The organism is Campylobacter sp. RM12654 (assembly GCF_020137585.1).
Classification (GTDB): Bacteria; Campylobacterota; Campylobacteria; order Campylobacterales; family Campylobacteraceae; genus Campylobacter_E.
In genome coordinates this window covers 35,600-59,573 of sequence record NZ_JACGAR010000007.1, presented here as the reverse complement: position 1 = coordinate 59,573, position 23,974 = coordinate 35,600, and the positions used below count along the sequence as shown (strand labels likewise).

The window sequence follows — 23,974 nt, the reverse complement described above, 5'->3', positions numbered from 1 at the left end:
ATTTTTGCTTTTTTTTGATGGATTTATGTTTTGTATTGAAAACTTTAATCTTTACAAAAATTATTTTTTTAGATTTTTTAGCACAATTTAGCACAATTTATAACACAATAATTTTTTTAATATTGCTAAAACTACGACTACATAAGCAAATCAGAACTTTTATATTAAATCTTGATTTATATTATTTACTTAAGTATTAAAATTTTAACGAATGAAAACTATTGAATTATAGTATGTAGTTTTTGTATTTAATATTTTATTACCTATAAAATCCTAAGTATTTTTTATATAAGTGATATATTTTACAAGAAAAATAAAATATTTTAATTTTGTAATTTGCCACTTGCAAAGTTCTAAGAGCTTCTTTAAAAATTTCATCAGCTAAAACAGCGTCTTGGTATTTTTTACTTTTTTTAGCTTGAAGACATAAAAAATCATGAATTACTACTGCTGATAAGTATTCTGGAGAATTTGGTGGAAAGAAACTCCAAAATATTCTAGGTATATTTGCTCCATTTGTAACAAATCCCTTTGGTATTATGATGGTTTGATTTTTGCTTTCATATTTATATTCAAAAGCTAATTCAAATTTATTTTTATCTATTGGTTTTACTACAACTCTTGTCATTTTACTCTAAAGACTGCAAAAATATATCTTTTGCATGAATATATGTTGTATCAAAGACTTTTATATTTTTAAAATCATTTTCGTTAATTAATAGTGCAATTTCAGTGCAAGCTAATAAAATTCCTTCAACATTATGCTTATTTATAATATTTATGAAAGTTTCTTTACTATTTTGTTTGATAACATTAAAGCAAAGTTCATTGAAAATAATATCATTAATAGTATTTATATCACTATTATTTGGGGTAATTACATTTATTCCTTTTAAATCTTTTTTATAAAAGTCTTCTTGCATAGTGTATTTAGTGCCTAGTAATAAAATATTTTTTATATTATTATGATTTAATTCTTTAAGGCTTGAATGGGCTATATGAATAAATCTAGCTTTTAAATCTTTTTGCAAATCATTTGCAATTTTATGCATAGTATTTGTACAAAGTGCAATTATGTTTGCTCCAGCCTTTTCTAATCTTTTTGCTTCTTTATTTAATAATTCTCCTGCTTTTTGCCATTCGTTATTGTGTTGAAGTTCTTCAATCTCATCAAAATCTACGCTTGATATTAAAATCTTTGCACGAGATAAAGAATTGTGATGAGCTTGGCTAAATTCATTTATTAATTTATAATAAGTTATTGTGCTAGCATAGCTCATCCCACCGATTAGGCCTATCATATTAACCTCTTATTGCGGCATTGATTAAGTCTATAAAACCATCTACATTAAGACTAGCTCCACCTACCAAAACTCCATCGCAAAGTCTTTTAATATCAGCGATATTGCTAGAATTTACACTACCACCATATAAAATACTTTGCTTAGTTTTTGAGCGTAAAAAGCTCATAATATTTTCAATATCTTCTAATTTTGCAGCACTTTTACCAATACTATAAATTGGCTCATAAGCTAATATTAGTTTATCATATTGTAAATCTATTTTATTTAGTTGTTTGTTTAAAAAATCTATGCTTTTATTTTGTTCGTAAGTAGAGTAATCTTCTCCTATGCAATAAATAATTTTTAAATCATTTTCAGCGCAAAATTCAAATTTTTTTGCTAGAAATTCATCTGTTTCGCCTAAATTTCTTCTTTCACAATGTCCTAAAATAATTGTTTTAATTCCAAATTCTAGCAAATGATCTAGTCCAATTTCTCCAGTAAAAGCTCCACTATGAGTTGGATATATATTTTGGGCAGCTTGAATGAAACTAAATTCACTATCAATAAATGAAGTTGCACTTGGAGCTACAATTACTTCAAGATTAGTAAAATCACTAAATCTTAAATAAGCATTAAGTTTTTTAGCGTATTCAGCAAAACCTTTTCTAGTATGATTACATTTAAAATTTGCGGCAATTATCATTAATATTCTTCCTTTAATATAAGTGGTTTTATAGCAGGTAATTCCTTACCTTCAATTAGTTCTAAACTAGCACCACCGCCAGTAGAGATAAAACTAAAATCATCAGCATCTCCTGCACGATTAATAACATCAGCAGTGTCTCCACCACCAGCAACGCTAGTAGCATAAGAATCGCTTATATAATGGCTCATTTTAAAGCTACCTTTTGAGAATTTATCAAACTCAAATACCCCCATAGGTCCATTCCACCATATAGTTTGAGCATCACTTAAAATTTCTTTAAATAAAATTGAGCTAGCAGGTCCAATATCAAGCCCCATCCAACCATTTGGTATTTCTTGAACGCTTACTTTCTTTACTACACTATCATTTGAAAAGCTTTGTGCAGCAAGAACATCAACAGGTAAATATAACTTAACGCCTAGTTCTTTTGCAGTTTGCATAATTTGTTTAGCATCTTCAATTAGTTCTTCTTCTACAATTGAATTTCCTATATTTAATCCGTTTGCTTTAAGGAAAGTAAAAGCCATTCCGCCACCAATTATTATCTTATCAACTTTAGGAAGTAGATTGTGTAAAGCTTGTAATTTTCCACTAACTTTACTACCACCAACAACAGCAACAAAAGGTCTAGCAGGAGATTTTAATAAATCTTGTGCGAAATTAAATTCTTTTTGCAATAAAAACCCAGCGCAAATTTCTTTTGCAAATCTAGTAATTGCTTCTACACTTGAATGTGCTCTATGACAAACTCCAAAAGCATCATTACAATACACATCACACATTGAAGCTAAACTCTTAGCCAAATCTTCATCGTTTTTTGTTTCACCTTTTATAAATCTTAAATTCTCTAGTAGTAAAATTTCACCTTTTTTTAAGTTTTTAGCTTTATTTTGAGCATCTTCTCCGATTATATCGTTTGCCATTATAACTTCAGTTCCAAGAAGTTTTGATAATCTTTTTGCAACTGGCTTTAAAGAATGTTTATCACTTATTTCTTTTGGTCTGCCCAAATGACTTGCAAGAATCACTCTAGCATCATTGTCAAGGCAATATTTAATAGTTGGAATTGCAGATTTTATTCTTCTATCATCACTAATGTTTCCAAATTCATCTTGTGGGACATTAAAATCACATCTAATAAAAACACATTTATTTACTAAATCTACATCTTTTATGGAAATTAAAGGCATATTATTTCTCCTTGCTAATATATTGAGCTAATCTATTTAATTGATATGAATATCCGTATTCATTATCATACCAAGCTAGAACTTTTACAAAATCTTCATCAATTATTTGAGTTAAATCAGGGACAAATATACATCCATAAGTGCTAGTGCAAAAATCACTTGAAACGCAGCAATCGTAATCAATTGCTAGAATTTCATTCATTGTTTTACTTGCTTTTATAAAAGTTTCATTTATTTCATCTTTTGTAGTTTTTTTATCTAACAATAAAGTTAAATCAAGCATTGATACATTTGCTAAGCTAGTTCTAACACTTTGACCATCAACTTTACCTAAAAGGTTAGGTATAACTTTACCTATTGATTTTGCTGCACCTGTGCTTGATGGGACTAGATTTAGTGCTGCTGCGCGACCCCTTCTAATGTCTTTAGGGCATTTTGTATCACATAGTTCTTGAGTTGCTGTATATGCGTGAATTGTATTCATTAAAGCTTTTTTAATACCGAAATTCTCATCTAAAACTTTTGCCATTGGTGCAAGGCAGTTTGTTGTGCAACTTGCATTTGAAATAATAGCTTCGCCGTTATATTTAGTGTGATTTACATCCATTACAAACATAGGTGTATTATCTTTTGGTGGTGCTGACATAATTACTTGTTTAATACCATTGTCTAAATATGCTTTAGTTTTTTCTTGTGTTAAAAATGCTCCCGTGCATTCAAAAACTAAACTAGCTCCATATTTAGCAAAATCAATATTTTCAATTTCTCTACTTCTAATTATTTGAATTCTTTTATTTCCTACTATTAAAATATCTTCTCCATCATTGTCAATTTCTTGATTGAAATTCCCATGAACACTATCGTATTTTAGAAGGTATTTAATACTTTTCATATCCCACGAGCAATTTATTGCTACTAAATTCATTTTGTTTTCATTAAGAATTATTCTACTAAGACATCTACCAATCCTACCAAATCCATTAATCGCTACATTTACTCCCATTTTTAACCCTTTATTTAAAAAATTTGAGATAATACTAATAAAAAAAGGTTAAGAGATTTTGAAAATAGCAATTTTTGGTGGTAGTTTTGACCCAGTTCATTTAGGTCATGAAAAAGTAGTAAAAGCAGCTTTAGATACATTAGATATTGATAAATTAATAATATTGCCAACATATATTAGTTTATTTAAAAATAATTTTAATGCTAGTCCAGAACTTAGATTAAAATGGCTAAAGAGTGTGTTTGTTGAAAGTGATAAATTATTAATAAGTGATTATGAAATATCTCAAAATGAGCCAGTTCCTAGTTTTAAGAGTGTTATGTATTTTAAAAATTTACTAAATTCTAGCTTAATTTATTTTATAATAGGAGCTGATCATTTAAAAACTTTACATAAATGGCATAATTTTGATGAATTATCTAAAAATGTCATTTTTGTTATAGCTAGTAGGGATAATATTTTTATACCAGATAATTATTTAAGACTTGAAATAAATGAAGATATTTCTTCAAGTTTTATAAGAAATAATTTGATTTTGGAAAAAGTAAATCCTAAAATTAAAGATGAAGTAAAAGAATTTTATAAAGGAAAGTAATGAATAGAAATGAAGATATTATTAAGCTTTTAGATGAAAAAAAAGCAGAGAATGTTGAGTTGATTAATATTAAAGGAAGTGAATATTTTGTAGATGAAGTAATTATTGCAACTATGATTTCTACTAAACAATCTTTTGCAATAATTGAAGATATTAAAGAATTGTTAAAAAAACATAATAGTAAAGTTTATTATGAAGAATGCACTGATGATTGGAGTGTTCTTGATTTAGGAGATTGTTTAATTCATTTAATGAGCCCTGCTTATAGAGATAGATATCAGATTGAAAAATTCTTACTTGAGTTTAAGCGTTAAAAATTTTTTTGTAGTATCGCGTTTATCAATTAAGGAGAAATCATTATGGCTAAAAGAATTTTAATTAAGTTTTCAGGTGAAGCTTTGGCTGGTAAGCAAGGCTTTGGAATAGATACTCATATTTTAAAGTTTATTGCAGGACAAATTAAACAATTAGTAGATGCTGGAACTCAAGTAGGAATTGTTATTGGTGGTGGTAATATTATTCGTGGAGTTAGTGCTGCTAAAGATGGGATAATTAAGCGTGTTAGTGGCGATCATATGGGAATGTTATCTACCGTGATAAACTCAATTGCTATGCAAGAAGCGTTAGAAGGTTGTGGAATTAGTGTAAGAGTTCAGAGTGCTATTCAAATGGAAGCTTTTTGCGAAACTTATATTATGAGAAGAGCGCAAAGACATTTAGAAAAAGGCAGAGTTGTAATTTTTGCAGCAGGAACAGGTAATCCATTTTTTACTACTGATACTGCAGCAGTTTTAAGAGCTATTGAAATTAATGCTGAAATGATTATTAAAGCAACAAAAGTTAATGGTGTATATGATAAAGACCCTATGAAATTTGAAGATGCAAAAAGATATAATGAATTAAGTTACGAACTTGCTATGGGTGATGATATTAAGGTAATGGACGATACAGCAATAGCACTTGCTAAGGATAATAAATTACCAATAGTAGTTTGCAATATGTTTGAAGAAGGTAATATTTTAAAAATTATTAAAGATGATTTTAGCAATTGCTCAATCGTAAAAAATTAATTAAAAGGAATAAAATGAGAACTGAACAAGTAGCAGCAAAAGCATTAGAAAAAGTAGGAAATGATAGATATATTCTATCTTTAATAGTAGCTAAAAGAGCTAGAGAATTAAGTGATGGTGCTGAACCTTTAGTAAAGGTTGAAAAAGGAAAAATGAAATTTACTGATATAGCAATGTTAGAAGTTGCTGAAGAAAAAATTATATTTGATGGTGTAATAAACGAATAAAAAAATGAAAAATATTCTAAGTTTTGAAACATTATTAGAAGACATTAAGCATTGTAATGATTTAAATAAAGCACGGGAATTATTGTATTCACTTTTTTCAAGCACTCCTATGCTTGAAAAAGCTTTAGATTTTTGTATAAAATCACATGAAGGACAATTTAGAAAAAGTGGAGAACCTTATTCTATTCATCCTATTTTAGTTGCGTGTTTTGTAGCTTTCTTTTCAAAAGATGAAAGTATGATTTTAGCAGCACTTTTGCACGATGTTGTAGAAGATACCGAATGCACTCAGGAAGAACTTGTAAAAATGTTCGGACATTCTGTGGGTATTTTAGTTGAAGGTATGACTAAAATAGTTGAGATTAGGGGAGATAATTTAGCTAGTTCAGAATCAAACGAAAAACTTAGAAAATCAGCAATGACTTTTAGAAATATGCTAATGGTTAGTATTGAAGATAGTAGGGTATTGCTTGTTAAATTATGTGATAGATTGCATAATATGCTAACTCTTGATGCGTTAAGAGAAGCAAAACAAAAAAGAATAGCTGAAGAAACTCTAATGGTATATGCACCAATTGCACATAGGTTAGGAATTTCTAGTATTAAAAATTACTTAGAAGATTTGAGCTTTAAATATCTAATGCCAGTAGAATTTAAAGAAATAGCAGATTATTTAAAGGCAAATAATGTGCAATTACAATTAACATTAAATGATTTTATTGAAAAAATAATTAATTTAATGCGTGATAACGGATATATTGAAGATGTAGATTTTAAAATAGAAAAAAGAATAAAACATGTATATTCTATTTTTTTAAAAATGCAAAGAAAAGGCGTTAGTATTGAAGAAGTGCTCGATTTATTGGGGATTAGAATTTTAGTAAAAGATGTTAAAGATTGTTATATAGTTTTAGGGCTTTTACATGTGCATTTCAATCCACTTGCTTCAAGATTTAAAGACTATATTGCCTTACCTAAGCAAAATGGTTACCAAACAATCCATACTACTTTATTTGACGCACAATCAATAATAGAAGCACAAATTAGAACATATAAAATGCACGAAACTGCAGAACTTGGAATTGCAGCACATTGGAAATATAAAAATGATAAAGAAGACTATAAAGCTGATTGGGTAAATGATATAGCAACCAATAGTTCTTTAGAAGAAAAAGACAATGATTTGGCATTTTATGAATACGCAAAAGATAGTTTATATGTTGAAGATATTGCAGTTTATTCTCCAAAAGGAGAGATTTTTACATTACCTAGAGGTTCGACTGCTCTTGATTTTGCTTTTGAAGTTCATTCACAAATTGGTCTTAAAGCAAGTCATGCTTATATAAACAGAGTAAAATCTCCATTGCTTACAAGTCTTAAAAATGGGGATATTGTAAGAATTGAGATAGATGATAACGCAAAACCAAGATGCTCTTGGCTTGATAGTGTAGTTACTGCTAGAGCCAAAGCTATGATTAAATCACATTGCAAGCAAAGAATTTCAAGTATAGACCAAAAAGCTGGGTTAAGAATTTTGCAAACTATTTTTAGTGCTGATGAAGAGAAGATAAATACTTGGATTGCAAATGAAAAACTATCAAAAAATGTTAAAAAATGCACTACAGATAATATTACTTTAAGTAAGGTTATAGATAGTCTTAAAAAATATTCAAAAAGAATTTGGCTAGTTAAAAATTATGATTTAAAAAAACAAAGAATAGAAAATCTTGTTGTATATTCAAACTACAAAATAAATAATGTGGATTTTGATTATTGTTGTAACCCAAAAAGAGGTGATGATATAGTTGCTTTTAAACATAATCATTCTGTTACAATTCATAATAAATTATGTGAAAGAGCAAGTAAATTAATGGAAGATTCTAAAGAAGAAATGGTGCTAATTAAATGGTCTAAGCATGCTCCTAAAAATTATAAAATGATTTTTTCTTTAGAGAATAAAAAAGGCACATTATTAGCATTATTAACAGAATTACTAAAACTACAAATCAATGTTAATAGTATTAATATTACAAAAAATGCTGATAGTTTATTGGAGTATTTTGAAATAGTTTTTGAAGTACCTGATAATCAAAATATAGAAATAGCAAAAGAAAAAATCAAAACAAAATGTAAAATCTATGAGTTTATATCATTAAAAGACGCTTATAGTGAATAAAGGATAAAGATGAATTTGAATGAAATTTATAATGATTTAGAACGCGGTGTATCAGAATTTATTGATTTAGAAAAAATTAAGAATTTGATTAAAAATTACTATGAAAAGGGCGAAGTATTTTATGTAAAAGCTGGATTTGACCCAACTGCACCTGATTTACATTTAGGTCATAGTGTTATTTTAAACAAAATGAGATTTTTACAAAATCATGGTGCTATAGTTCAATTCCTAATAGGAGATTTCACTGCTCAAATAGGTGATCCAACAGGCAAAAGTGCTACTAGAAAACAATTAAGCAAGGAAGAAGTTTTAAAAAATGCAAAAACCTATGAAGAGCAAGTTTTTAAAATTTTAGATAAAGAAAAAACTGAATTAAAATTTAATTCAACTTGGCTTAATGCTCTAGGAGCAGTTGGCATAGTTGAACTTACATCAACTTTTAGTGTAGCTAGAATGCTTGAGAGAGATGATTTTACGAAAAGATTTAAAGAACAAAGCCCTATATCAATTAGCGAATTTTTATATCCACTTTTACAAGGTTATGATAGCGTTGCATTAAAATGCGATATTGAAATGGGTGGAACTGACCAAAAATTTAATTTATTAATGGGTAGAACATTACAAAGAACTTATAATACAGGTAAAGAGCAAGGTATTATAATGTTACCACTTTTAGTAGGTCTTGATGGTGTTAATAAAATGAGTAAAAGTTTGGGTAATTATATCGGAGTTAGTGAAGAACCAAATTCTATGTATGCAAAATTACTTAGTATAAGTGATGAATTAATGAAAGAATATTACAATCTTTTAAGCTTTAAGACAACAAAAGAAATTAATGATATTTTTGACAATATTAAAAACAATACTCTACATCCAAAGGTTGCTAAAGAAAATTTGGCTTTAGAAATAGTTGAGAGATTTTGGGGTAAAGATTTAGCAATTAATGCGAAAAATGAGTTTGATAATATTCATAGTAAAAATGAAATTCCAAGTGATATTGCGGAGTTTAATTTTAATGAAGAACAATGGATTATAAAACTAATGCAAGATACTAATTTAGCAAGTTCAGGCAGTGAAGCAAGAAGAGCTATAAAAGCTAATTCTGTAAGTGTTAATGGAGAAAAAATTAGCGATGAACAACTAAAATTAAGCAATGGTGAATTTATAATTCAAGTTGGAAAAAGAAAATTTGCAAAAGTAATAATAAAAGGATAATAATGAGCTTACCAGAATTAAAAATAAGAAATTTTACATTAAAAGTGCCGGTATTTCAAGGAGGTATGGGACTTGGAATAAGTTGGGATAAATTAGCTGGTAATGTTAGTTTAAATGGAGCTTTAGGTATTATTAGTTCGGTTGGAACTGGGTTTTATGAAAATAGAGCACATATTAACAAAGAACTAAATGGCAAACCTTATGGAAGTGAGAATTTTTATTCTACAAAAGGACTTAATGCTGTAATTACTAATGCTAGAAAAATCTGCAACGACTCACCATTAGGCTGTAATATAATGCACGCGTCAAACGAATATGAAAGAATAGTAAAAGACGCTTGCAATGTCGGTTTTAATGCAATTATTAGTGGTGCAGGATTACCTACAAATTTGCCAGAATTTACTAAAGACTTTCCTGATGTTGCATTAATTCCTATTGTATCATCAGCAAAAGCTCTTAAAATAATTTGTAAAAGATGGACTCAAAGATACGATAGATTGCCTGATGCAGTTGTTCTTGAAGGGCCTTTAAGTGGTGGTCATCAAGGATTTACATACGAGCAATGTATAGACCCAAATTATCAATTAGAAAAATTAATTCCTGAAGTAAGAGCTGAACTTAATGAATGGGGAGATAATATTCCTTTAATTGCAGCTGGTGGAATTTGGAATAAAAATGACATTTTAAATGCTATTAGTTTAGGTGCAAATGGGGTTCAAATGGGAACAAGATTTATAGGAACTTATGAATGTGATGCTGCACTTGAATTTAAACAAGTATTATTAGATGCTAAAAAAGAAGATATAGAATTGCTAAAAAGTCCTGTTGGTTATCCTGCTCGTGGTATTAGAACAAACCTTCAAAAAATGATAGAAGAAGGCACTGCTCCTAAAATTTCTTGTATAGCAAATTGTGTTGCACCATGTGAGCGTGGTAGGGGCGCTAAAAAGGTAGGATATTGTATTGCCGAAAGACTTTATGATGCTTATAGTGGAAAAAAGGAAAGTGGATTATTTTTTACAGGTGCTAATGGATATAGATTAAATAAGTTAATTAGTGTTAAAGAGTTGATTGAAAAATTAGTTAATGGTGAAGATGAATAAAATCTTACTATTATTACTAAGCGTTGTTTTGTTTGCTAGTAGTTTAAATGAAGAATTTGTTAATTTTGATAAGAGTTTTTTATTATCTAGCAAAACAGAACAATTAGCAATTCATCAGAGATTAAAAACTATATATATTAAAAGTATAATTTCTGATGATATTGATACCAAAAAAGAAGTTTTAAAAAGAATTATTTTAAGTTCAAAAACATTAAAACTTGACTCATCTACATATCAAAAAGAATTACAAGATTTAGGTATTAATCCTAATAAGATTTCATTTAATAATATAAATAATACTGATGCAAAAAAGACTAAAGATATAGCTAAAGAGCAAAAATCAATTAATACTCAAAATACCAAAACACAAAATACTAAAACTACAACAAATACTTTAAATTCTAAAAATATAAATAGTCAAAATAAGCCAGAAACAAAACAAGAAGAAGTAAAAAAAACTTATATAACTAAAATTAATAAGGCAAATAATACAATAGAAATATCATTAAAAGGAGATTTTGATAATAATATAAAAAGTATTATCTATAATACAAAAGAATTAAAAAATAAAATATTGGAATTTAATGCTGCTTTAGATATAGGAAAACAAAATTTCATAGATAAAAATTATGAAATAAGTTTGGTTCAATTTAATCCGGAAAAAGTAAGATTTGTATTAAGGTCAAAATCTGATTTGAAATTAGATTATAAGATTGATAATAATGTTTTACTCATTACTATAGATGGTAATTTGCAAGAGCAAAATAAGCAAGAAAATACTACTCAAATAAAAAAATCTTTAGTTGAAGATAAAAAAGAATTAGATAATAATACTAAAGTAAATAATAATGTAAAAAATGCTACTACTAACGATAAAAACAAACAAGAAAGTAATATAAATACGAAGCTAGATAGTAATGATAATGCTACAAATAATATTACAAATGATAAAAACAAAAAACCTATAACAATTACAAAAGCCGTTAAAAAAGATAATGGGGTTTTATTGACTTTAAACAACTCTTTATCAAATGATGATATTAAAACTTTTAGCTATAGCAACAATCAAATCTTAGAATTTGACGCAGTTTTAAATGGTGGTAGGAAAAATTATGATTTTAAAACATACTCTATTAGTGTTTTACAATTTAATCCTAAAAAGGTAAGAGTGGTTTTATACTCTAAGAATACTAAAAAAATATTTTTTAATATAAATAATAATTCTTTAGAAGTAAGCACTGATGAGATTAGTGAAAAAGTTGAAGTTGGATTTAAAAAATCAAATTTATTAATTACTTTAGACGCAGGTCATGGTGGAAAAGATGTAGGTGCAACTGCTTTTGGCAGATATGAGAAAAACATTACTCTATCAATAGTTCTAAAATTAGAAAAAGCTCTAAAGAACAAAGGGTATAAAGTATTTTTAACAAGAAAAAAAGATGTTTATATAAATCTAAGAGATAGAACTAAAATGGCAAATGATAAAAAAAGTGATTTATTTATAAGTATTCACGCAAATTCTATCGGGGATAAGACAAAATTTGATAAAATATATGGAATTGAGACATATTTTCTCTCTCCAGCTAGAAGCGAAAGAAGTAAAAACGCAGCTGCAATAGAAAATAAAAGTGATATTGAAGAGATGAATTATTTTTCTAAACAAACTTTTTTGAATTTTTTAAATAGAGAAAAAATTATTTCATCTAATAAGTTAGCTATTGATATACAAGGTGGTATTTTAAATAATATACCTAAGGGATATTTAAAGCGAGATGGTGGCGTAAAAGAAGCTCCTTTTTGGGTTTTAGTTGGTGCTTTAATGCCTGCTGTTTTGATTGAAGTTGGCTATATATCACATCCTATTGAAGGTAAAAATATCGCAGATAGTGCTTATCAGGATTATTTGGTAAATGGTATTGTAAATGGAATTGAGAGTTATTTTGTTAAAAATAAATAAGGAAGTTTTATGAAAAAGGCGAATTGGATTTTAAAAAATGATGAGATTTTTTCTTTAGATTTTGATGATTTTTATTACAACATAAAAGAACCTTTAAAAGAAAGAAATGGAATTTATATAGATAATGCTTTTAGTAACGCATTTAATAAATTAACCATTTTAGAACTTGGTTTTGGATTGGGTTTAAATTTCTTTTTAAGCGCAAAAAGAGCTATTGATTTAGGCATAAAACTCCATTATGTAGCGATTGAAAATTATTACCAAAGTATTGATGACATAAGATATTTTTGTAATAAATTTGGTATAGAGTTAAATAATAATTTTATTAATGATTATCCACCTTGCAAAGATGGAATTTATAGAATAGAATTTGATGGCGTTGTTCTTGACTTGGTATTTCAAGATGTAAATATTGCTTTAAAAGATTTAGATTTTTTAGCTGATGTTGTATATGCTGATGGTTTTTCTCCTAATAAAAATAAAGAAATGTTTTCTAAAGAGACTTTAAAATATGTCAAAAAGCTATTAAAATTAACTGGTAAATTAGTTAGTTATAGTTCAAATTCTGATTTTAAAAAATCTTTAATTGAATTAGGATTTGAAATACACGATATTAATTTGGGAATAAAAAGAGAAAGCACTCTTGCTATATTAAAACATAAAGATTTGCAAGATGATATAGAAGGATATTTTCATAAAAATTATTTAGAAGTTAATAATATAGCAATTATTGGTGGTGGTATTGCAGGCGCTACAATAGCTTATGAACTATCAAAGTTAGGTAAAACTATTAGTGTATTTGAGCAAAGCCATACTTTAGCAAACGAAGGAAGCGGAAATAAAATAGGGTTATTAACAGCATTAATTCAAAATCCATCAAGTTTGTTAGGAGAATTTAGTCAGTTTTCGTTTTGGCATAGCTCAAAATTTTATAAAAAATTAGGCTATAACTTAGAAGGGATATTAGAGCACGCATATACTGATGAACTAAAAGAAAGATTTAAACTACAAAAGGATAATCCATTAATTAAATTACATTTTGATTTTGCATATTTAAAAGATGGTGGGACATTAGAACCTTGTAAATTAGTTCCTAAAATTTTTGCAAAATCTAATACTAGGATATTTTTAAATTATAAACTAAATAGTTTTAGAGAATTTTATGATAGAGTTGAGCTTGATTTTGATAATAAGACTATGATTTTTGATGCTGTAATATTTGCTAGTGGTGCATATTCTAAAGAAATCTTTAGTAATTTACCATTATCAGTAGTAAGAGGTCAGGCAACTTGGCTAAAAAACAAAATTAAATATAAGCACCCAATTAGCTCAAAAGCTTATATAACTGGAGCAAAAGATGGGATTATTTTATTAGGTGCTACTTATGATAGAAACTTAATTGCTGAAGCAAGTAGAGAGTATGATGATATTAATATAAATAATTTTAAAGAAATTTTTAAAGCTGATTTTAGTGATTTGGTAATAGGTAATAGGGTTGGTTATAGAAGTTATTCTTCAGATAGATTTCCTATTGTTGGAGCTTATTTTAATGAAGAAAAATATAAAAATCTTTATAAATCTTTACAATTTGATAAACATAAACCGCAAGTAAATTCTCCAAGAAGTAGGATTTTTATAAATACAGCTCATGGTTCAAGGGGTTTATCTAGTGCGATAACATCTGCAAGATTAATTGCTAGTTATTTTAACAACACACCTAGTGGAATGTTTAAAAGATACGAACACGCACTTCATCCTGCTAGATTTTTAATAAGGGATTTAAAAAAAGGCTTAGTTAAAGATTAGGAATTTAAATTTCTAATTTTGCTATTAAAAACTAATAACAATTCAATATTAATTTCTTTAAAAAAGCGTAATTTTTATATTTTAGTATTAAAAATATATATTGATTTAGCACAAACTTAATTATATTTTTTATTTAAAACTAGTGCGAAAAAATACCAAATAATTATTTAAAAATGTTAAAGTTAGGGCTATTAAATTATCAGGATTTGTATTGAAAAAGATTGTATTTTTATTAATTAGTGCTTTTGTTTTTTCAAAGGAATTAAGTGATGAAAAGTTATTTAAATTAGCCGAGACAATTAGCGGAAGAAATGTTGAGTGTAACGGACATGATTATTTTGTAAATTTAAATAATTATATAGATGAGCTAAATAAAGCTTATAATGATAAAAATATTTATCAAAATCCTATAAAAGATTATGATAAATATTATGATTATTTTCAATATTGGGCTTATCAAAGCATTGGCAATAAAAGATTATTTGATGAGTTTAATAATGAAATAAATAATTTTTGTAGCAATAACAAGGAGCATTTTATAAAGCTTTCTTCTAAAAATTATCAAAAATCTTGTGAGAATTTTACTCAAAGGCTAGGAATGAGAGCTTTTGGCTCTATTAATAAATTTATTAAGCTTGATGATATTTATATTGAATTTTTAAAGATAGAAAATCCAGAAGATAGCATTGCATATCTTAACGAAATTAGCCCAAATTATTATCAGTTAGATTTTTTATTAAAAATAGCTTTATTAGCTAAAAAAGATATGAAAATAATAGAGTTTTTAGCTAAAAATAATACAAATATTAATTCAGGTTATGAGAGTGCGATTTTTTATGCACTTGATTATTATGAAGCATTAGAATATTTATTAGAAAACAAAGCCAATGTTAATTATGTAAATGCTCTTGGTAAAAGTGCGATTTTTTATGCAGTTGAAATCAGTGATATTAAAACTATAAAATTACTTATAAAATATGGGGCTAATCTTAATTTACAACAAATTGATAGTGAAGAAGAGCTAAAAACAAATCTTCCTTATTATATTTCTTTTTGCTCTTACATTCATCCTGCAAAGACTTTGGTAATACACGCAGCGTCTTTAGCGAATTTAAATACCTTAAAATTGCTTATAGAAAATAAGGCTGATTATACGATAAGCGATAATTTTGGATTAAATGCACTAGATTATGCGATGATTTATAACAATAAAGAAAATATTGAGTATTTAAAAAAATTAGGATTAAAGGAGAAAGAACAATGAAAACAGCGTTTGTAACAGGTGCTAGTAGTGGTTTTGGAAAAGCGATTGCTAAAAGACTTTTAAAGAATAATTATAAAGTAGTAGTTCTTGCAAGACGCAAGGAAAAATTATTAGAATTTGAAAATGAATTTAAAAATAATGTATATATAGCAGAAGCTGATGTAAGAGATATAAATGCTTTAAAAAATGTTGTAAATAATTTACCTAATGATTTTAATAAAATTGATGTTTTAGTTAATTCAGCAGGATTAGCATTGGGTTTAGGAGAGTTTTATAAATTAGATTTAGCAGATATTGAAACTATGGTTGATACTAATATAAAAGGGCTTTTATATGTAACTCATTTGATTTTACCAAGAATGCTTGAAAACGGCGGACACATATTTAATTTTGGTTCAGTTGCTGCTAATAATCCTTATTTTGGTGGTAATGTATATGCAGGAACTAAAGCTTTTGTGGGTCAATTTAGCCACGCATTAAGAAATGATGTAAGAAAAAATAATATAAAAATTACTGATATTGCACCGGGATTATGTAAGACAGAATTTAGCGAAGTGCGTTTTAAAGGCGATAAAATTGCAGCTGATAAAGTTTATGAAAATACAAAATACCTTGATGCAGAAGATATTGCTGATGCAGTTATTAGTATTATTAATTTAAAAGACCATGTAAATATAAATAGAATAGAACTAATGCCTGTTACTCAAACTTGGGCAGGTTTTCACATACAAAAGGATAATGAATGAAATATTTAAAAATAGAAGGTAATGCAAAATTAAGTGGTAGCGTAGAAATTAGTGGAGCTAAAAATGCAGCTTTACCATTACTTGCTGCTGCTTTACTTATTAAAGGAAAATGCACTTTAACAAATCTTCCTTTAGTATCAGATATTAAGACTATGTTAAGATTGCTTGAGAATTTAGGAGCTACATATGAACTAAACAATCATAGCGTTACAATTGATTCAAGTAATGTATTTAATACAAAAGCACTTTATGATATTGTTCGCAAAATGCGTGCTAGCATATTGGTTTTAGGACCTTTGCTTAGTAGATTTAAAATTTGCGAAGTATCTTTACCAGGTGGCTGTGCTATAGGACAACGCCCAATTGATATGCACTTAAGTGCTTTAGAGAAAATGGGTGCTAATATTGAATTAGTTGATGGCTATGTAAAAGCTAGTGGAGAGTTGGTTGGAGCTAAAATACATTTTGATAAAATTTCTGTTGGTGCTACTGAAAATACAATTTTAGCAGCAGTTTATGCTAAAGGTGTAACTACTATAATAAATGCAGCTTGTGAACCTGAAATCGTTAATTTATGCGAGTTTTTGGTAAAAGCAGGTGTTAATATAAAAGGTATAGGGACAAATACTATTGAAATCACAGGAGTAACCAAATTAAATACTGATTTTACTTGCGAAATTATTCCTGATAGAATTGAAGCAGGAACATATCTTTGTGCAGGTGCTATTACAAAATCAAATATAGAAGTTAAAAATATAATTCCAGAGCATTTAGGTGCATTATTGTCAAAATTTGATGAAATGGGGATTAAATACGAAACTTTAAAAAATAGTATTAAAGTATATTCAAGCGATTATAAAGCGGCAAATATCAAAACTAGCGAATATCCAGGCTTTCCTACTGATATGCAAGCTCAATTTATGGCTTTATGTCTTAAGGCAAATGGAGAAAGCATTATTGATGAAAGATTATTTGAAAATCGTTTTATGCATGTAAGTGAGCTAAATCGTATGGGTGCAAATATCAAGCTAAATGGACATATTGCCAATGTTAAGACTTCTAATTTACAAGGTGCTGAAGTGATGGCAACTGATTTAAGAGCTAGTTCTGCATTAATTTTAGCTGCACTTGCTGCAAATGGGACTACTAATATTCATAGAATTTATCATTTAGAGCGTGGATATGAGAATTTGTGTGAGAAATTAAGTAAATTAGGTGCGAAATTAGTTGAATTAAAGGAAGAAGAATGACAATTAATGAAGCATTAGAAAATATAAAATCACTTAATCACACTCAAAGCACCGAAATTGTTAATTTATTTGATGCAAAAGGAAGAGTTTTAGCGAATGATTTTTATGCTAAATGTAACGCTCCTTTATTTACAAATTCTGCAATGGATGGCTATGCTTTAAAGGCTAGTGAGTTTAAAAATGGTCTTAAAGTTTTAAAGACTATTTTTGCAGGAGATATGAGTGAATGCGAGATTAAAAGTGGCGAATGTGTAAAGATTATGACAGGTGCAAGAGTGCCAAAGGGTGCTGATAGTGTTTTAATGGTTGAAAACTCTATTATTAAAGATGATTTAATGTATGCTACAAGTGATAATTTAAAAGTAGGTGAAGCTATAAGATATGAAGGTGAAGAATACAAAAAAGGCGAATTAATTATCAAAAAAGGCGTAATTACTGATGAAATTATTATGATTTTAGCTAGTAATGGAGTTTTTAATATTGAAGTTATTAAAGAAATAAAAGTTGGTATTTTTGCAAGTGGTCTTGAGATTATTGAGCCTTATTCAAATGGATTTGGTGTTTATAATTCTAATGCTTATGGAATTTATTCTGCTTTTAAGAGTTTTTCTAAACCTTATTATTTAGGGGTTTTAAAAGATGAATATGAGTTTGTTTTAAATTCTTTAAAAGGTGCTTTAGATAATTTTGATTTAGTTGTAAGTATCGGAGCTGCAAGTGTAGGTGATGCTGACTTTATCAAAAAAGCTTTAGATGAACTAGGTTTTAAGCCTATTTTTACTAAGGTAAAAATGAAACCTGCAGGTCCTGTTAGCTTATATTTTAAAGATAATAAATATATTTTGGTTTTACCGGGTAATCCTATGAGCGCTTATATTGGGGCTTTAATTTATGCAAGAGCTTTAATTTATAAAATGCAAGGAATTATATATGAAAAGCCAAGTTTTTTATATCCTATATCAATGGATTTAAAGATTAAAAATAATAAAGAAAATGTAGTTATTGGAAATATTATAAATGATACTTTTGTTCCATTTAATAATGCAAAACTTAGTAGCGGACAAATTACTCCATTAAATAAATGCACTCATTACATAATTTGTCCTATTGATTGTGATATTAAGCAAAACGATAAAGTAAGAGTTTATGAACAAAGTATTTAGTTTATTTGTATTAAGTGGGGTTTTGTTTGCTAATAATTTAAGCGATGAATTATTAAAACATTGGAAAAAACAAGATGAGTTTTTAGAAATAAAAAGTCTTAGTTTTAATCCTAATATTAATAATTGCAAAATTATTACATATCCAAATCTTAGCAAACAAGGATTTTTTAAAGCAAATTGCAATGATAAAGATATGCAAATATCTTTTAAATTACAAGCTCTTACTAAGGTTTATATTTTAAAAAAAGATGTCTTAAAGGATGAAGAAATAGGGCTATTTGATTTAAAAAGTGAAAAAATTGATTTTTTAAAATTACCTTATAATGCTTTAAGAACACTTGATAATAGTATTAAGTTTAAAAGCAAAGTAAGAGCAGGTAGTATTATAAAAACCTCTATGCTAATGCCAAATTATTTAATTAATAAAGATGATAGTGTAGTTGGTATTTTAGATGATGGAGATTTGAGTGTGTTTGTTGATTTAATAGCCTTGCAAAGTGGAGTAAAAGGTCAAAGAATTCGCCTTAAAAACACTCAAGGACACAATCTAACTGGCGAAATAATTAATGAAAAACAGGTCTTAATAAAATGAGATTTTTAGTAGCGATTAATGGAGCTAGTGGAGTTAATTTGGCTTTAAAATTAGCTAAGGTATTAAGCAAAGAAAATGAAGTGTATTTAATCCTTAGTAAAGGTGCTTTAAAGGTTTTAAAAGAAGAAAATAATAAAAAAATAAAAAAATACATTAAAAATACAAATATTACTCTTTTAAAAAATGATGATTTAGCTGCACCTGTATCAAGTGGAAGCTTTAAGCTTGATGCGGCGTTTTATTATGCTAGTAGTGATTTTTTAGCAAAGGCTAGTTATGGTTTTAGTGATACTTTAATTCTAAGAAGTTTTGCCGTAAATCTTAAAGAAAATAGAAAAATCATAATAGCTCCAAGAGAAATGCCATTAAATGAATTAATGCTTAAAAATATTTTAAAATTAAATAAATTAGGCTGTATAATAGCCCCTGCAATTTACGCTAAATATTCTAAGAGTTCTTTTAAAGAATTTGTAATAGGTAAATGGTGTGATTTGCTTGGAGTTGAATATAAAAAATTTAAAAGATGGAAAAGCGAATGAAAAAAGCAATTTATCCAGGCACATTTGATCCGATAACAAATGGGCATTTAGATGTAATAAAAAGGGCTTTAAAAATTTTTGATAAATTAATAATAGCAGTTGCTAAAAATGATAAAAAAAAGCCTGATTATGATTTAGAAACTAGGATTAATTTAGTAAAAAATGCAACAAGTGGATTAAATGTAGAAGTAATAGGGTTTGACAATTTATTAGTAGATTTTGCAAAAGAGCAAAAAATATATACCATTGTAAGGGGTTTAAGGGCTGTGAGTGATTTTGAATACGAGTTACAAATGCACTATGCAAATGCTGAATTAAACGAAGAAATTGACACTATTTATTTAATGCCAAGCCTTAAAAATGCCTTTATTTCAAGCTCAATTGTAAGAAGCATTAAAGCTCATGGTGGAGATATTTCAAAATTAGTCCCATCTAGTATTTTAAAGGATTTAAAATGAATTATTACGCTTTTGAAGGAATTGACACTCTAGGCAAAAGCACTCAAATTAAGCTTTTACAAGAATTACCAAATTCTTATTTTAAATTCCAGCCAATTTTTGTAAAAGAACCAGGTGAAACTACTTTGGGAATAAAATTAAGAGAATTGATTTTAAATGAAGAAATGAGTAAAAAGGCTAGAATGTTTTTGTTTTTAGCTGATAGGGCTGAATTATTTTCAAAAATTGATTTTACTAAAGAATTTATTATAGCTGATAGGAGTTTGTTTTCTCATTTAGCTTATGAGGTTGATAGTGATTACAAACAATTATTGGATTTTAATTTATTTGCAACTAATAATGTTTTACCTAATCATATAATATTTTTTAAAGGCAGTAAGGAATTATTAGAAAGTAGATTAAATAATAAAAGCCTTGATAAAATAGAGCAAAAAGGCGTAGAATATTTTTTAAAAGTTCAAGAAAATTATGAAGCGATTTTTAAAGCTTTAAATTTAAAAGTTTTTACAATAGATGCAAGTCTTAGTATAGATAAAATAAATACAATGATTAAGGAGTATATAAATGATACATGCAATTAAAGGAATGAATGATTTATTAGATGATGATGCGTTAATTTACGAAAAGATTATAAAAACTTGTGAAGAAGTAGCAAAAACTTATGGTTATAGCTATATTGAAGTGCCACATTTAGAAGTTACCCCGCTTTTTAAAAGAAGCGTAGGAGAAAGTAGCGATATAGTTGGTAAAGAAATGTATGAGTTTTTAGACAAAAGTGGAGATAGCGTATGTCTTAGACCTGAAGGAACTGCTGGGGTTGTAAGAGCTTTTATTGAGCATAAGATGGATAAAGCTGGAGTTGTTAAAAGATGGTTTTATCACGGCTCAATGTTTCGCTATGAAAAGCCACAAAGGGGTCGTTATAGAGAATTTCATCAATTTGGCTTAGAGTGTTTTAATATAGCTAATGTTTATGAAGACGCTAGTGTGATTATGATACTTGCTAAAATCTTTAAAAAACTTGATATTACTTATACTTTAAAAATCAATTCTTTAGGCTCGCCTGAATGCCTTCAAAACTATAGAAAAGCATTAAGAGAATATATTGCAAACATTGAAAATAGTTCTGGTTTTAAATTCTGTGCTGATTGTGCTAAAAGAACACAAACTAATGTTATTAGAGTATTAGATTGTAAAAACGATGAATGTGCTAAACACTTAATAAACGCTCCTAAATTAAGTGAGTTTTTAGATGATGAGAGTAGGGCTGATTTTATTAAATTACAAGAGATTTTAAAAGATAATGAGATTAGTTTTGTAATTGATGAAAGATTGGTTCGAGGGCTTGATTATTATTCAAAAACAGCATTTGAGTTTGAAAGTAGCGAAATAGGTGCAAAGGCTGCAATAGCTGGTGGTGGAAGATATGATTATTTGGTTGAGTATTTAGGCGGAGCTAAAAGCTATGGCGTTGGATTTGCTATGGGTGTTGAGCGTGTTATGGATATTTTAAGAAGTAAAAATATAGAGCAAAAATTACAAAATACTTATTTTTGTATATTAGATGAAGAATTATTGCCAATTGCTTATAAATTAGTTGATAATTTAAGAGAAAACGGAAAAACAATTAATCTAAATTACGAAGCAAAAAAATTAGCAAAACATTTAAATATAGCAAATAAACAAAACTATAAATACTTTATTGCAATTGGTAGTGATGAAGCTAGTAAAAATGAAGTATTTTTTAAAGATTTAGAAAGTGGCGAACAAAAAAGTATAAAATACGATGAATTAAAGGAAATTTTATGAATGATTATGGCATAGATATTTGGGGAGATGATAATTTTATCATTAAAAATGGCAAGGTATGTTTAAAATATGGAAGCGAACCTGCCATTATTGATATAGTAAATACTCTTTTAGATGATGGATATAAAGGTCCTATAATTTTAAGATTTAATCATTTGATTAAAAAACAAATAGAACAAATCTATATAAATTTTAATAATGCCATTAAAGAATTTGATTATCGTGGTAGTTTTAATGCTGTTTATCCACTAAAAGTCAATCAATTTCCTGGTTTTGTAAAAAGTCTTGTAAAACTTGGTAAAAATCTAAATTATGGTCTTGAAGCTGGTAGTAAAGGAGAATTATTATTAGCTATGGCTTATAACAACGAAAATGCTCCAATAACTGTTAATGGTTTTAAAGATAAAGAACTAATAACAATGGGCTTTATTGCTGCTGAAATGGGGCATAATATAACTTTAACTATTGAAGGTATTAATGAGCTTGAAGTAATTATCAAAACAGCAAAAGAGCGTTTTGGGATAAAACCAAAAATTGGTCTTAGAGTAAGGCTGCATTCTTTAGGTAGTGGCACTTGGGCTAAAAGTGGTGGGATTAATTCAAAATTTGGTCTAACATCAACTGAATTAATAGAAGCAGTAGGGCTTTTAAAAGAAAATGATTTATTAGATTGTTTTACCATGATACATTTTCATATAGGCTCACAAATTAATGAAATACATCCTTTAAAAAAAGCTTTAAGCGAAGCAGGAAATATTTATTTTGAATTACGCAAAATGGGTGCAAATAACCTTGAAAATATTGATATTGGTGGTGGTTTAGCAATTGAGTATTCACAATTTCAAAAGACTTCTCAAAGAAACTATACTTTAAGTGAATATGCAAATGATATTGTATTTATTCTAAAAACTCTTGCAGCACAAAAACAAGAAATAGAGCCAAATATTTATATAGAAAGTGGTCGTTTTGTAAGCGGTTCTCACGCAGTATTAGTAGCACCTGTTCTTGAACTATTTTCTCAAGAATATTCAGAAAGCAAAATGCAGTTAAAAGAAAAAAACCCACAATTAATAGATGAATTATGTGATTTATACAAAAATATAAAGCCAAGCAATGCAGTAGAATATATGCACGATAGTTATGACCATTTAGATAGTATTTTAACCTTATTTGACTTAGGATATGTAGATTTACAAGACCGCTCAAATGCCGAAATATTGGTTCATCTAATAGGTAAAAAAGCAGTTTCTATGCTAAGTCCAAAACATTTATTAAGAACTCAAAAAGAAGTTCAAGAAAGATATTTGGTCAATTTTTCAATGTTTCAAAGTTTGCCAGATTTTTGGGGCTTAGGGCAAGAATTTCCTATAATGCCACTTGATAGATTAGATACTCAACCAACAAGATCAGCTAGTATTTGGGATATAACTTGTGATAGTGATGGAGAAATATCGTTTGATGCTGCTAAGCGCCCTTTATTTTTACACGATGTTGATGTAGAGCAAGAAGATTATTTCTTAGGATTTTTCTTAGTTGGTGCTTATCAAGAAGTATTAGGAATGAAGCATAATTTATTTACCCATCCAACTCAAGTTAGTATTGATATTGATGATAAAGGTTATGAGATTGAAAGCATTATTGAAAGTCAATCAATTAGGGATATTTTAGAAGATTTAGACTACGATATTCGTGAAATTGATGAAAAAATTCAAGATAAAATAAATTCTTCGGAATTAATAAATGAAAAAACTAAAAAACATATTTTAGGTGAGCTTTTCATATTTATGCACGATAATGGATATTTAAAGAAAATTTAAAA

General features: G+C 27.7%; 24 protein-coding genes. 19 read left to right on the top strand and 5 right to left on the bottom strand.

Features of this window, described 5'->3' with window-relative positions; genetic code table 11:
* Window positions 1-259: 259 nt before the first annotated feature.
* From AVBRAN12654_RS03745 to gap, 5 genes are read right to left on the bottom strand one after another with little or no spacing between them, the layout of a single operon-like run.
* Entirely contained in the window at window positions 260-628 is a 369-nt protein-coding gene (locus AVBRAN12654_RS03745) for a DUF1353 domain-containing protein (RefSeq protein WP_214117583.1), read from the bottom strand.
* 1 nt (window position 629) lies between these two features.
* A complete protein-coding gene (locus tag AVBRAN12654_RS03740) occupies window positions 630-1,301 on the bottom strand; it encodes an aspartate/glutamate racemase family protein (RefSeq protein WP_336613969.1) in 672 nt (223 codons plus the stop codon).
* 1 nt (window position 1,302) lies between these two features.
* Window positions 1,303-1,989: a triose-phosphate isomerase gene (locus AVBRAN12654_RS03735; RefSeq protein WP_214117581.1), complete on the bottom strand. Its 687-nt coding sequence runs from the start codon at window positions 1,987-1,989 to the stop codon at window positions 1,303-1,305.
* Window positions 1,989-3,182 carry a phosphoglycerate kinase gene (locus AVBRAN12654_RS03730; RefSeq protein WP_336613968.1) on the bottom strand — a complete coding sequence of 398 codons (1,194 nt, stop codon included), beginning with the start codon at window positions 3,180-3,182 and terminating at the stop codon, window positions 1,989-1,991. The genes AVBRAN12654_RS03735 and AVBRAN12654_RS03730 overlap by 1 nt, the downstream gene beginning before the upstream one ends.
* Window position 3,183: 1 nt before the next feature.
* On the bottom strand, window positions 3,184-4,185 hold the full coding sequence (gene gap / locus AVBRAN12654_RS03725; RefSeq protein WP_214117579.1) for a type I glyceraldehyde-3-phosphate dehydrogenase: 1,002 nt from the start codon (window positions 4,183-4,185) through the stop codon (window positions 3,184-3,186).
* A 58-nt stretch (window positions 4,186-4,243) separates the two neighbouring features.
* Here gap and nadD point away from each other — a divergent pair, with 58 nt between their 5' ends.
* The 19 genes from nadD (at window position 4,244) to speA (ending at window position 23,972) form a co-directional block, all read left to right on the top strand.
* Window positions 4,244-4,780, top strand: a complete 537-nt coding sequence (gene nadD, locus AVBRAN12654_RS03720) for a nicotinate (nicotinamide) nucleotide adenylyltransferase (RefSeq protein WP_336612494.1) — start codon at window positions 4,244-4,246, stop codon at window positions 4,778-4,780.
* Window positions 4,780-5,094: a ribosome silencing factor gene (rsfS, locus tag AVBRAN12654_RS03715; RefSeq protein ID WP_214117577.1), complete on the top strand. Its 315-nt coding sequence runs from the start codon at window positions 4,780-4,782 to the stop codon at window positions 5,092-5,094. The genes nadD and rsfS overlap by 1 nt, the downstream gene beginning before the upstream one ends.
* A 45-nt stretch (window positions 5,095-5,139) precedes the next feature.
* Window positions 5,140-5,850 carry a UMP kinase gene (gene pyrH, locus AVBRAN12654_RS03710; RefSeq protein WP_250325143.1) on the top strand — a complete coding sequence of 237 codons (711 nt, stop codon included), beginning with the start codon at window positions 5,140-5,142 and terminating at the stop codon, window positions 5,848-5,850.
* A gap of 14 nt (window positions 5,851-5,864) precedes the next feature.
* Window positions 5,865-6,077 carry a DNA-directed RNA polymerase subunit omega gene (locus AVBRAN12654_RS03705; protein ID WP_214117576.1) on the top strand — a complete coding sequence of 71 codons (213 nt, stop codon included), beginning with the start codon at window positions 5,865-5,867 and terminating at the stop codon, window positions 6,075-6,077.
* A 4-nt stretch (window positions 6,078-6,081) separates the two neighbouring features.
* Entirely contained in the window at window positions 6,082-8,253 is a 2,172-nt protein-coding gene (locus tag AVBRAN12654_RS03700) for a RelA/SpoT family protein (protein ID WP_336613967.1), read from the top strand.
* 9 nt (window positions 8,254-8,262) lie between these two features.
* The gene (gene tyrS, locus AVBRAN12654_RS03695; RefSeq protein WP_214120370.1) at window positions 8,263-9,468 is read left to right on the top strand and encodes a tyrosine--tRNA ligase; all 1,206 of its coding nucleotides are present in this window, start codon (window positions 8,263-8,265) and stop codon (window positions 9,466-9,468) included.
* A 2-nt stretch (window positions 9,469-9,470) separates the two neighbouring features.
* Window positions 9,471-10,571 carry a nitronate monooxygenase gene (locus AVBRAN12654_RS03690; protein ID WP_214117573.1) on the top strand — a complete coding sequence of 367 codons (1,101 nt, stop codon included), beginning with the start codon at window positions 9,471-9,473 and terminating at the stop codon, window positions 10,569-10,571.
* Window positions 10,564-12,528, top strand: a complete 1,965-nt coding sequence (locus tag AVBRAN12654_RS03685; RefSeq protein WP_336608561.1) for an N-acetylmuramoyl-L-alanine amidase family protein — start codon at window positions 10,564-10,566, stop codon at window positions 12,526-12,528. The genes AVBRAN12654_RS03690 and AVBRAN12654_RS03685 overlap by 8 nt, the downstream gene beginning before the upstream one ends.
* A gap of 9 nt (window positions 12,529-12,537) precedes the next feature.
* Window positions 12,538-14,334: a bifunctional tRNA (5-methylaminomethyl-2-thiouridine)(34)-methyltransferase MnmD/FAD-dependent 5-carboxymethylaminomethyl-2-thiouridine(34) oxidoreductase MnmC gene (gene mnmC / locus AVBRAN12654_RS03680; RefSeq protein WP_336613966.1), complete on the top strand. Its 1,797-nt coding sequence runs from the start codon at window positions 12,538-12,540 to the stop codon at window positions 14,332-14,334.
* A gap of 211 nt (window positions 14,335-14,545) precedes the next feature.
* Window positions 14,546-15,598 (top strand): ankyrin repeat domain-containing protein, encoded by a 1,053-nt coding sequence (locus AVBRAN12654_RS03675; protein ID WP_214117570.1) that lies wholly within the window; start codon window positions 14,546-14,548, stop codon window positions 15,596-15,598.
* A complete protein-coding gene (locus AVBRAN12654_RS03670; protein ID WP_214117569.1) occupies window positions 15,595-16,344 on the top strand; it encodes an SDR family NAD(P)-dependent oxidoreductase in 750 nt (249 codons plus the stop codon). Before AVBRAN12654_RS03675 ends, AVBRAN12654_RS03670 begins: the two co-directional genes overlap by 4 nt.
* Window positions 16,341-17,594, top strand: coding sequence for a UDP-N-acetylglucosamine 1-carboxyvinyltransferase (gene murA / locus AVBRAN12654_RS03665; protein ID WP_214117568.1), 1,254 nt, complete (start codon window positions 16,341-16,343; stop codon window positions 17,592-17,594). The genes AVBRAN12654_RS03670 and murA overlap by 4 nt, the downstream gene beginning before the upstream one ends.
* Complete coding sequence (locus AVBRAN12654_RS03660; RefSeq protein ID WP_336613965.1) at window positions 17,591-18,757, top strand: molybdopterin molybdotransferase MoeA; 1,167 nt, start codon at window positions 17,591-17,593, stop codon at window positions 18,755-18,757. The genes murA and AVBRAN12654_RS03660 overlap by 4 nt, the downstream gene beginning before the upstream one ends.
* Window positions 18,741-19,349 carry a flagellar basal body P-ring formation chaperone FlgA gene (flgA, locus tag AVBRAN12654_RS03655; RefSeq protein ID WP_336613964.1) on the top strand — a complete coding sequence of 203 codons (609 nt, stop codon included), beginning with the start codon at window positions 18,741-18,743 and terminating at the stop codon, window positions 19,347-19,349. The genes AVBRAN12654_RS03660 and flgA overlap by 17 nt, the downstream gene beginning before the upstream one ends.
* Window positions 19,346-19,888: a UbiX family flavin prenyltransferase gene (locus AVBRAN12654_RS03650; protein WP_336613963.1), complete on the top strand. Its 543-nt coding sequence runs from the start codon at window positions 19,346-19,348 to the stop codon at window positions 19,886-19,888. Before flgA ends, AVBRAN12654_RS03650 begins: the two co-directional genes overlap by 4 nt.
* Window positions 19,885-20,346: a pantetheine-phosphate adenylyltransferase gene (gene coaD / locus AVBRAN12654_RS03645; protein ID WP_214120471.1), complete on the top strand. Its 462-nt coding sequence runs from the start codon at window positions 19,885-19,887 to the stop codon at window positions 20,344-20,346. The genes AVBRAN12654_RS03650 and coaD overlap by 4 nt, the downstream gene beginning before the upstream one ends.
* Window positions 20,343-20,927, top strand: coding sequence for a dTMP kinase (tmk, locus tag AVBRAN12654_RS03640; protein ID WP_214117563.1), 585 nt, complete (start codon window positions 20,343-20,345; stop codon window positions 20,925-20,927). Before coaD ends, tmk begins: the two co-directional genes overlap by 4 nt.
* On the top strand, window positions 20,911-22,155 hold the full coding sequence (gene hisS / locus AVBRAN12654_RS03635) for a histidine--tRNA ligase (RefSeq protein ID WP_336613962.1): 1,245 nt from the start codon (window positions 20,911-20,913) through the stop codon (window positions 22,153-22,155). The genes tmk and hisS overlap by 17 nt, the downstream gene beginning before the upstream one ends.
* Window positions 22,152-23,972 (top strand): biosynthetic arginine decarboxylase, encoded by a 1,821-nt coding sequence (gene speA / locus AVBRAN12654_RS03630; RefSeq protein WP_214117561.1) that lies wholly within the window; start codon window positions 22,152-22,154, stop codon window positions 23,970-23,972. Before hisS ends, speA begins: the two co-directional genes overlap by 4 nt.
* The last annotated feature ends 2 nt before the right edge of the window (window positions 23,973-23,974 follow it).